The following is a 9,391-nucleotide window of genomic DNA, read 5'->3' on the forward strand; positions in this document are numbered from 1 at the left end:
TCCTTTAGGTTAGGCTCACCTAAGTCAATCGTCGTGGCCGAATAGTACGTGAAGGGTGAAGAAGCGATGGGGCAGGGGCGGGGTTGGGAGGGCGCGGTCCTCAAGCTGATGCGGGGCAAGGACTTCGAGTTCACCGTGACGGACGCCGAGGACGTGACGCCGGACTTCCGGCGGCTGCGGCTGAGTGACGGCGGCATGCTGGCGGCGACCGGTGTCCACCCCACGATGTGGGTGCGGCTGTGGTTCGAGAACGCGGGCAAGCCGCACCAGCGGGCGTACACGCTGGTCGACCCGGACCCGGCGGCCGGCACCTTCGGCATGGAGTTCGCCCTGCACGAGGGGTGCGCGAGCGACTGGGCCCGGGCGGCGAAGCCGGGCGACACCGTCGGGGCGACGGTCCAGGGAACCGGCTTCGAGGCCCCCGAGCCCGCCCCTTCCCGCGTCTTCGCGGTCGCGGACCCGGCCTCCCTCCCCGCCCTCAACTCCCTCCTCGACGCGCTCGGTCCGGTCCCCGCCACGATCTGGTTCGAGGACGCCGGCACCGGCACCGACGGCCTGCCCTTCCGCACCCACCCCGACCGCCACGAGGTCCGCACGGTCCCGCGCCGCGACGCGGGCGCCCACCTGGTCGCGCGGGTGAAGCAGGACCTGCCCGAGCTGCTGCGCTCCGCCCCGGAGCCGTACGTCTGGGTCGCCTGCGACACGGCGACGACCCGGGCGCTGGGCTCGTACGCCCGCAAGGAGCTGGGTCTGCCCAAGCAGCGGGTGAACGCGCTGGGGTACTGGCGCGCGACCTGAGCCCGCACGCGCGATCATCGGGACATGGACGTCACACTTCACCTCGCCCAGGACCCCGAGGCCGACGAGCTCCTCGGCCGCAGCCCGCTCGCCGCGCTGGTCGGCATGCTGCTGGACCAGCAAGTTCCCATGGAGTGGGCGTTCAAGGGCCCGTCGACCATCGCCCGGCGCATGGGCGCGGAGGACCTGGACGCCCACGACATCGCCGCCCACGACCCCGAGGCGTTCACCGCTCTGCTCTCCGACAAGCCGGCCGTGCACCGCTACCCCGGCTCGATGGCCGGCCGCGTCCAGCAGCTGTGCCGGTACCTCGTCGAGACCTACGACGGTGACGCCGAGGCCGTCTGGCGGGGCGTCGACACCGGCAATGAGCTGCTGAAGCGGCTCCAGGAGCTGCCGGGCTTCGGAAAGCAGAAGGCCCAGATCTTCCTCGCCCTGCTCGGCAAGCAGCTCGGCGTCCAGCCGGAGGGCTGGCGTGAGGCCGCCGGTGCCTACGGCGAACCGAAATGCTTCCGCTCCGTCGCCGACATCACCGGGCCGGAGTCCCTGACCAGGGTCCGCGCCCACAAACAGGAGATGAAGGCGGCGGCGAAGGCCGCGAAATCCGCGAAGTCCGCCGACGCGTAGCCGTCACGACAGGGCCCGGGCCGCGCCCGCTGCGGCGCGCCCGGGGCGGCCGCCGCCCATCCGCTACGCCCCTTCCCCCGGCGGGCCCTCCTCCACCACTCGCGTTCGCCACCCGCCCACGCGCCAGGGGGAACGCCCTCGCAGTCGGCCCTCCCCCGACCCCCTGATCCCGTTTGCCCCGTTTACGGCGGCATTTCCAGCGCCGCACTCCGGCGCCATGGCTGCGCCCGCGACGTCCGGGCCGGTAGGCTTTCCGTGTGATCTTCAAGCGCATCGGAAACGGCCGGCCGTACCCCGACCACGGCCGGGAGAGCACCCGGCAGTGGGCGGACGTCGCGCCGCGCCCGGTCCGCCTCGATCAACTGGTGACGACCAAGGGCCAGCTCGACCTGGAGACGCTCCTCGCCGAGGACTCCACCTTCTACGGCGACCTCTTCGCGCACGTCGTGAAGTGGCAGGGCGACCTGTACCTGGAGGACGGCCTGCACCGCGCGGTGCGCGCTGCGCTCCAGCAGCGCCAGGTTCTGCACGCGCGGGTCCTCGAACTCGACTGACCGACACCGGTCCCCGGCCCCGCCCCGTACGGCGGCCCACGCGGCACTTACGGCACCCACGGCGGCGCGCCGCAGCCGGCCCCAGTCGACCCCGCGACACCCCTCAGACGCTCCGGATTGACCCTTTCGGGTGACATTGCACCGAACCTCGGAACGTCGACTGATCATCTAATAGGCATCACCGGCCCAGCGCACTACGCTGCGACCATGAGCATGCTCACTCCCCCTGGCATGGGCGGCCAGTACAAGATCACGGGGGACAAGTACCCGCGGATGCGACCGGCCCGACGCCGCGGCCGACTCGCGTTCGCCGCCGTCTCCTGTGTCACCGTGCTCGGGGTGCTCGGCTGGGGCACACTGCAGCTCATCGACGTCTTCACCGGCGGCGACAAGGCCTCTGCGGCCGGGGCCACGGACTGCCGGGCCACCCCCGCGAAGGCGAACGCCTCGCCCGCCGCGGTGGCCGTGCCGAAGCCGGCCCAGGTCACCGTCAACGTGCTCAACGCGACGACCGTCGGCGGACTCGCCCAGAAGACCGCCGACGAGCTGAAGAAGCGCGGCTTCCGCGTCGGCGACGTGAGCAACGCACCCAAGGAGTACGACAAAAAGGTCGACGGCACGGGCGTCCTGCTCGGTCCCGCCGCCTCCCTGAAGACCTCCCTGCCCGTGCTCGGCACCCAGCTCCCCGCAGCCGAACACCGCACCGATGCCGCTCGCAAGGGCACCGCCATCGACCTGATCATCGGCAAGGGCTTCAAGGGACTGGCGACGCAGGCGGACGCCGACGCGGCGCTGACCAAGCTGGCCGCGCCGCGGTCGACGCCCGCCGCAGAGAAGAAGAGCTGCTGAGCAGCCGTACCCGTACTGACCGGGCCGGGCCCAAGAGCCGGACACGGCCCGGACCGGGGACCTGACCAGGGCCCGGGACCGGGGACCTGACCGTGCTACTCGGCCGCTCCGTACATCCGGTCGCCCGCGTCACCGAGGCCCGGCACGATGTAGCCCTGCTCGTTCAGCCGCTCGTCGACCGAGGCCGTCACGACCGTCACCGGAGTGCCTGCCAGCTCGCGCTCCATGAGTTCGACGCCCTCGGGGGCGGCCAGCAGCACCACGGCCGTCACGTCGTCGGCGCCGCGCTTGATCAGCTCCTGGATCGACGCGACCAGGGTTCCGCCGGTGGCCAGCATCGGGTCCAGGACGTACACCTGGCGTCCGGAGAGGTCCTCCGGCATACGGGTCGTGTACGTGGAGGCCTGCAGCGTCTCCTCGTTGCGAATCATGCCGAGGAATCCCACCTCGGCGGTCGGCAGCAGCCGGACCATGCCGTCGAGCATGCCGAGACCGGCCCGCAGGATCGGCACCACCAACGGGCGCGGGTGGGACAGCTTGACGCCGGTGGTCCGGCAGACCGGTGTGTGGATGTCGACCTGTTCGGTGCGCACGTCGCGCGTGGCCTCGTAGGCGAGCAGGGTGACCAGCTCGTCGGCGAGACGTCGGAAGGTCGCGGAGTCGGTGCGCTGGTCGCGCAGCGTGGTGAGCTTGTGGGCGACCAAGGGGTGGTCGACGACGTGGAGACGCATGACCCCCACAGTAACCGGGCCCCGCAGGACCGGCGTCCCCGCGGCGGGCAAGCCCCTGAGTACGGCTCCACTCGTTCGCCCGCGTCAAACCGCCCGGCCGGGGGAAGGTGGGAGGGACGGACGCTGGGTGGTGAGACTGTGCCTGACCGGGACATCCACGACACACCGTCCCCGGGCAAGGGGCCGGGGGCGGATCGCGGCACGGAACGAAGCACGGACAGGAGCACCGGGCGAGGCACGGACCGAAGCACGGAGGGGAGCACCGAGCGGAGTACGGAGCGAACCACGGACCGGAGTACCGGGTGGAGTGCGGAACTGGAGAGGGACGCCGAGCGCCGCCGGCGCCGGGCACAGTTCCTGCGCGACCTCGCGGAGGCCCGCGCACTGCGGGACCGCGTCCAGCCGCGTCGCGCCAAGACCGCCCGGCTGCGCCACGCGATGCGCATGCGCACCTTCCGTTGGTAGCCCTCTCGGCAGCTCCCCCGGCATTTCCCTGACCCGGCCGGGGAAGATCACGCGCCGCGCCGACGTTACGACGGACGGTCGTACGCGGCACCGCGAGTTTCCGCGAAATCCGCGTACGATCCGCACGTGGCGGCGACGAGCCCCTGGCCCCGGTCAAAACTGCCGGACACAGGGCGTCGAAGACGTCCCCTGAGGGCCTTGTTTCTGCCACGATTCCGAGTGGGTGGGCTCGGAGCACCGCTCCTCCGCCCGCAGCCTCCGCCGGGGGGACCCCCAACCGGCACGCCTATGACCAGTGGGAGAGTCACGGTGTACTTCGCCGCACTGCTCGCGCGCACCGAAGACGGGTGGGAAGCGAGCGATACGGAGCTCGACGATGTGGAGACCCTGTCGGATCTGACCGACCTCGCCCGGGAGGCCTCTCCCGACGAGGACACGGTGCTCGTGCTGATCGAGCAGGAGGACGCGTGGTTCGGCGTCGTCCGGGTGGACGGCGAGGAGGACCCCCGTATCTACGTCTCGGACGCCTCCGCGGCCGCCCGAAGCAGCTACGGCGAGATCCTGCTCACCGACGAGCTGCTCGGCCGGGCTCCCGGTGACGACGGCGACGACCTCGACGCCCTCGACCTCGACGGCACGGAGGACGGAGAGTCCGACGACGAGGACGAAGCGAACAGCGGGGACGGCGGTGACGCGGCCGCCGGCACGGGTGAGGCCGTGCCGCACGGACCGGTCGGTGACGCCGAGGTCCTCGACGACCTCGGCGTGAGCGAGAAGGAGTTGCGCTCGATGTCCGGGGACGCGGTCGGCGAGATCGCCGAGGCCCTGGGTGCCTCCGATGTCCTGGAGACCGTCCGCTGACCGCGCCGACCGAGCCGGCCGGAGAGGACCGGGAGGACCAGGAGGACCGGGAGGACCAGGAGGACCAGGAGGACCGGGAGAGGGAACCGGTGGACGGATCCGTACCGCCCGACCCGGTACGCGACCCGTGGCGGGCCGCGATGCGGCTCGCCCTGGTTGAGGCCGGTCACGCCGCACGGGACGGGGACGTCCCCGTCGGCGCCGTCGTGCTGGCGGCGGACGACCGGACCGTGCTCGCGGCCGGGCACAACGAACGCGAGGCCACCGGCGACCCCACGGCCCACGCCGAGGTCCTCGCGGTCCGGCGGGCCGCCGCGGAGCTCGGCGAGTGGCGGCTGGCCGGCTGCACGCTCGTCGTCACCCTGGAGCCGTGCACGATGTGCGCGGGCGCGCTCGTACAGTCCCGGGTGGACCGCGTCGTCTACGGCGCCCGCGACGACAAGGCGGGCGCGGCCGGCTCCCTGTGGGACGTCGTGCGCGACCGGCGGCTCAACCACCGCCCCGAGGTGATCGAGGGCGTCCTCGCGGACGACTGCGCCCGGCTGCTCACGGACTTCTTCCGCGACCGCTGACCGGCACCGGCCAAGCCGCCCAGAACCGATTTCAACCACGCCGCACTCTGTTGTAAGGTCTCTCTCGGTAGCGTGTCCGAGCGGCCGAAGGAGCTCGCCTCGAAAGCGAGTGTGGCGCAAGTCACCGTGGGTTCAAATCCCACCGCTACCGCCGAAGAAGGGCCCAGTCCGACGGACTGGGCCCTTCGTGCCGTTCCGGACCGGGCTCGGGTACCGCGCGGCCTCGCCGGCCCGGACACTGATCACTGTCCCACCCTGAATCACTTCCCGCCCCTAATCACTCCCGGCACTGAATCACTCCCGGCACCGATCCACTCCCGGCACTGATTCACTTCCGGCACTGATCGCTGCGGCATTGATCGCCTGCGGGGCCGGACAGTTACACTCACCGCCGGTAGCACAGGAGTCCGAGGGACAGTCCCAGGGGAGGCCGCGGTGGCGGTGAACGCGAAGAAGATCGCCGTCTACTTGCTCGTGGTCTTCGTGCTGTACGTGATCATCACGGATCCGGCCAAGGCCGCCGACTACGTACAGATAGGTTTCCAGGGCGTCTCCGACGCGGCCTCAGCCGTCGGCGACTTCATGACCTGGGCCGCCAACGGAGGAGAATGATGATCCGCCACCTGGTGCTCTTCAAGCTGAACGAGGGCGTGGAGCGCGACGACCCACGTGTCGCGAAGGGCGTCGAGGCCTTCCGGGCACTCGGCGACCAGATCGAGGAGCTGCGCTTCTGGGAGTGCGCCTGGAACATCAGCGACCGACCCATCGCCTATGACTTCGCCATCAACTCGGCCGTGGACGACACCGATGCCCTCCGACGCTACGTGGACCACCCGGCGCACCAGGCGGGCGTCGCACTGTGGCGGGAGTTCGCCACCTGGGTGATCGCCGACTACGAGTTCTAGTACGGCCGCGCGTTCCGGCCCCGCACCCGCACGGTGCGGGGCCGCTCGTGTTCCCCTCCGGGTCCGCCTCGCGTTCACTCAACACGGCGTTATGGGGTGCTTGCACACAGTGCACATGTCTTGTGATGCTATGACCGCTTTTGACGGATGAGTTACGGAAGAGTTGACCGATCACGAGGTGGAGTTGACCGTGCCGGCCAGTACTGCGCCTCACGCACCGCCCGCACAGGCCGTTCAGGCCACACAAACCCCGCAGCCCCCGCCCCAAACCCCGCAGACCGAGCGCAGCACGCAGACCGAGCACAGCACGCACAGCTCACAGGTCGCACCGGCCGCACAAGCCACTCCCCCCGCACATGCCGCACATGCCGCAGCTGTCCAGGCGCCGCCCGCGCCGGAAGCCACGCCGGAAGCCGCGCCGCAGCGCAGCCGGGGCGCCGACACCCGGGCTCTGACCCAGGTGCTCTTCGGTGAGCTGAAGGGCCTCGCGCCGGGCACACCGGAGCACGACCGGGTACGTACGGCGCTCATCGAGGCCAACCTGCCTCTGGTGCGCTACGCCGCCGCCCGCTTCCGCTCCCGCAACGAGCCGATGGAGGACGTCGTCCAGGTCGGCACCATCGGGCTCATCAACGCCATCGACCGCTTCGACCCGGAGCGGGGCGTGCAGTTCCCGACGTTCGCCATGCCGACCGTCGTCGGCGAGATCAAGCGGTACTTCCGCGACAACGTCCGCACCGTGCACGTACCGCGTCGGCTGCACGAGCTGTGGGTGCAGGTCAACAGCGCGACCGAGGACCTGACGACCGCCTTCGGCCGCTCCCCGACGACCGCCGAGATCGCCGAGCGGCTGCGCATCACCGAGGAGGAGGTGCTGTCCTGCATCGAGGCGGGACGGTCGTACCACGCCACCTCCCTGGAGGCCGCGCAGGAGGGCGACGGACTGCCCGGACTGCTCGACCGGCTCGGCTACGAGGACCCCGCCCTCGACGGGGTCGAGCACCGCGACCTGGTCCGTCACCTGCTCGTCCAGCTACCGGAACGGGAACAGCGCATTCTGCTGCTGCGCTACTACAGCAACCTCACCCAGTCACAGATCAGTGCGGAACTCGGCGTCTCCCAGATGCACGTCTCGCGGCTACTGGCGCGTAGTTTCCAGCGGTTGAGGTCCGCGAACCGGATCGACGCGTAACCTGAAGACCGCCTTGGGATGCAATCGAAGGCGCGAACGAGAGGTCACTGGGGCGAGTGAATCGCCCACCAGGGCCGTTGCGGGAGGATCGGGCCGAAAGACCGTCAGACCCCCTGTTTCCAGGGGGTATTCGCGTCTCGGATGTCGACATGTCACTACAGCGCGTTGCCGACATGTGACATTCTGCCGGAGACGCGTTTGCCGGAGCCTCGGCTCCGGTATTCAGGTGGAGGCTGCGTTCCCGGCGTGGGAGCGTGCGCCGTGACCGTCCCGCGACCCAAAGGGGGTGGCATGTCCGCAGACCAGGGCAGCTCGAAGGTGCTCGCGCTCGCCGAGAGCGAGACCGCGCCCGACACGCTCGAGGCGCTCGGCCCCGTCGATGACGCACAGGCCATCGAAGCCGTACCGACTCTCGACGCCGTGCCGGCCCTCGATGCCGTGCCGGCCCAGGCCGTCCCGGCCACGGGGGCCATCGACACCCGCACCCTGTCCCGCTCCCTGTTCCTGCGGCTCGCCGCCCTCGACAAGAACAGCCCGGAGCGCACCTACGTCCGGGACACCCTGATCGAGCTCAACCTCCCGCTGGTGCGTTACGCCGCCGCGCGCTTCCGCTCCCGCAACGAGCCGATGGAGGACATCGTCCAGGTCGGCACCATCGGCCTGATCAAGGCGATCGACCGCTTCGACTGCGAACGGGGCGTGGAGTTCCCGACGTTCGCCATGCCGACGGTGGTCGGCGAGATCAAGCGGTTCTTCCGCGACACCTCGTGGTCGGTGCGCGTCCCGCGCCGGCTTCAGGAGCTGCGCCTGGCCCTGACGAAGGCCACCGACGAGCTTTCCCAGAAGCTGGACCGCTCCCCGACGGTCGGCGAACTGGCCGTCGTGCTCGGCGTCTCCGAGGAGGACGTCGTCGACGGCCTCGCGGTCGGCAACGCCTACACCGCCTCCTCGCTGGATTCCCCGGCCCCGGAGGACGACGGCGGCGAGGGCTCCCTGGCGGACCGCCTGGGCTACGAGGACACGGCGCTGGAGGGCGTGGAGTACCGCGAGTCCCTCAAGCCGCTGCTGGCCAAGCTGCCGCCCCGGGAGCGGCGGATCATCATGCTGCGCTTCTTCGCCAACATGACCCAGTCGCAGATCGGCGAGGAGGTCGGCATCTCGCAGATGCACGTCTCCCGGCTGCTGACCCGCACCCTGGCACAGCTGCGCGAGGGCCTCATCTCCGACTGAGCCCGGCGCGCGACATACGCGCACGTCGTGCACGGGCACGTCGTGCACGCGTGCGTGGCGTACGCGTACCCGGCATACGCCCTACGACGGCGACGACGGCCGCCGCGACACCTCGGGGGTGACGCGACGGCCGCTGCCGTATGCCCTGCGTGTCTGTTCGCCTGTAGGTCTGTAGGCCTGTAGGTCTGCATGTCTGCGTCTGTACGGCGCCGGCCCACTCCGGCACCGGTCTACTTCAGCGCCAGCCAGGCCACGGCCGCGACGATCACCACGGCGGCCACGATGCCGACGATCAGGCCGATGCGGGGCCCGGAGGAGGCGGCGGGGGCCGCCTGCCGGGTCTGAGGGCCGTCGTCGACGAACGCGCGGAACATCTGGGTGCTGCCTGCGGGGTCGTTATTGCCCTGGGGGCCCTGGTTGTTAGCCATGGGCCGAGACACTAGCGAATCCGCGGTTGCGGCCCAAGTGCGGGGCTCCCGAGATCCCTTGGCCACTGCCCACCGGGCGCACGCAGCCCCCTCCCCACCCGTCCACGACCCGCCATCCACCCATCACCTGCACGTTTACTATCGCAATACTTGCCTTTGCCAACTTTTTATGGCGCGAT

General features: G+C 70.6%; 13 protein-coding genes and 1 tRNA gene. 12 read left to right on the plus strand and 2 right to left on the minus strand.

Going from position 1 to position 9,391, the window contains the following annotated elements:
* The first annotated feature begins 66 nt into the window (after nt 1-66).
* From ABEA26_RS19045 to ABEA26_RS19060, 4 genes are all read left to right on the plus strand, one after another.
* A complete protein-coding gene (locus ABEA26_RS19045; protein WP_345593758.1) occupies nt 67-798 on the plus strand; it encodes a siderophore-interacting protein in 732 nt (243 codons plus the stop codon).
* Between the two features lie 24 nt (nt 799-822).
* Entirely contained in the window at nt 823-1,425 is a 603-nt protein-coding gene (locus ABEA26_RS19050; RefSeq protein ID WP_345593759.1) for an HhH-GPD-type base excision DNA repair protein, read from the plus strand.
* A 257-nt stretch (nt 1,426-1,682) separates the two neighbouring features.
* Complete coding sequence (locus ABEA26_RS19055) at nt 1,683-1,979, plus strand: type II toxin-antitoxin system VapB family antitoxin (RefSeq protein ID WP_003999914.1); 297 nt, start codon at nt 1,683-1,685, stop codon at nt 1,977-1,979.
* A gap of 231 nt (nt 1,980-2,210) precedes the next feature.
* Nucleotides 2,211-2,828, plus strand: coding sequence for a LytR C-terminal domain-containing protein (locus ABEA26_RS19060; RefSeq protein WP_345593768.1), 618 nt, complete (start codon nt 2,211-2,213; stop codon nt 2,826-2,828).
* Nucleotides 2,829-2,923: 95 nt separating this feature from the next.
* Here ABEA26_RS19060 and upp read toward each other — a convergent pair whose 3' ends face one another.
* Nucleotides 2,924-3,559: a uracil phosphoribosyltransferase gene (upp, locus tag ABEA26_RS19065; RefSeq protein WP_345593760.1), complete on the minus strand. Its 636-nt coding sequence runs from the start codon at nt 3,557-3,559 to the stop codon at nt 2,924-2,926.
* Nucleotides 3,560-3,697: 138 nt separating this feature from the next.
* Here upp and ABEA26_RS36385 point away from each other — a divergent pair, with 138 nt between their 5' ends.
* The 8 genes from ABEA26_RS36385 (at nt 3,698) to ABEA26_RS19100 (ending at nt 8,784) form a co-directional block, all read left to right on the plus strand.
* Nucleotides 3,698-4,024, plus strand: coding sequence for a hypothetical protein (locus ABEA26_RS36385; RefSeq protein WP_425587864.1), 327 nt, complete (start codon nt 3,698-3,700; stop codon nt 4,022-4,024).
* Nucleotides 4,025-4,333: 309 nt separating this feature from the next.
* Entirely contained in the window at nt 4,334-4,885 is a 552-nt protein-coding gene (locus tag ABEA26_RS19070) for a tRNA adenosine deaminase-associated protein (protein ID WP_345593769.1), read from the plus strand.
* A 140-nt stretch (nt 4,886-5,025) separates the two neighbouring features.
* Nucleotides 5,026-5,457: a tRNA adenosine(34) deaminase TadA gene (tadA, locus tag ABEA26_RS19075; protein ID WP_345593770.1), complete on the plus strand. Its 432-nt coding sequence runs from the start codon at nt 5,026-5,028 to the stop codon at nt 5,455-5,457.
* 66 nt (nt 5,458-5,523) lie between these two features.
* A tRNA-Ser gene (locus ABEA26_RS19080) sits at nt 5,524-5,608 on the plus strand.
* Between the two features lie 284 nt (nt 5,609-5,892).
* Entirely contained in the window at nt 5,893-6,069 is a 177-nt protein-coding gene (locus ABEA26_RS19085) for a hypothetical protein (RefSeq protein WP_345593761.1), read from the plus strand.
* Nucleotides 6,069-6,362 carry a Dabb family protein gene (locus ABEA26_RS19090; protein ID WP_345593771.1) on the plus strand — a complete coding sequence of 98 codons (294 nt, stop codon included), beginning with the start codon at nt 6,069-6,071 and terminating at the stop codon, nt 6,360-6,362. Before ABEA26_RS19085 ends, ABEA26_RS19090 begins: the two co-directional genes overlap by 1 nt.
* Before the next feature lie 190 nt (nt 6,363-6,552).
* Complete coding sequence (locus tag ABEA26_RS19095) at nt 6,553-7,554, plus strand: RNA polymerase sigma factor SigF (protein ID WP_345593763.1); 1,002 nt, start codon at nt 6,553-6,555, stop codon at nt 7,552-7,554.
* 291 nt (nt 7,555-7,845) lie between these two features.
* Nucleotides 7,846-8,784 carry an RNA polymerase sigma factor SigF gene (locus tag ABEA26_RS19100; protein ID WP_345593764.1) on the plus strand — a complete coding sequence of 313 codons (939 nt, stop codon included), beginning with the start codon at nt 7,846-7,848 and terminating at the stop codon, nt 8,782-8,784.
* A gap of 230 nt (nt 8,785-9,014) precedes the next feature.
* Here the strand turns inward: ABEA26_RS19100 and ABEA26_RS19105 are convergent, their stop codons facing one another.
* Nucleotides 9,015-9,212, minus strand: coding sequence for a hypothetical protein (locus tag ABEA26_RS19105; protein ID WP_345593765.1), 198 nt, complete (start codon nt 9,210-9,212; stop codon nt 9,015-9,017).
* Between the last annotated feature and the right edge of the window lie 179 nt (nt 9,213-9,391).

It is taken from the genome of Streptomyces marokkonensis (assembly GCF_039539045.1).
GTDB classification, from domain to species: Bacteria; Actinomycetota; Actinomycetes; order Streptomycetales; family Streptomycetaceae; genus Streptomyces; species Streptomyces marokkonensis.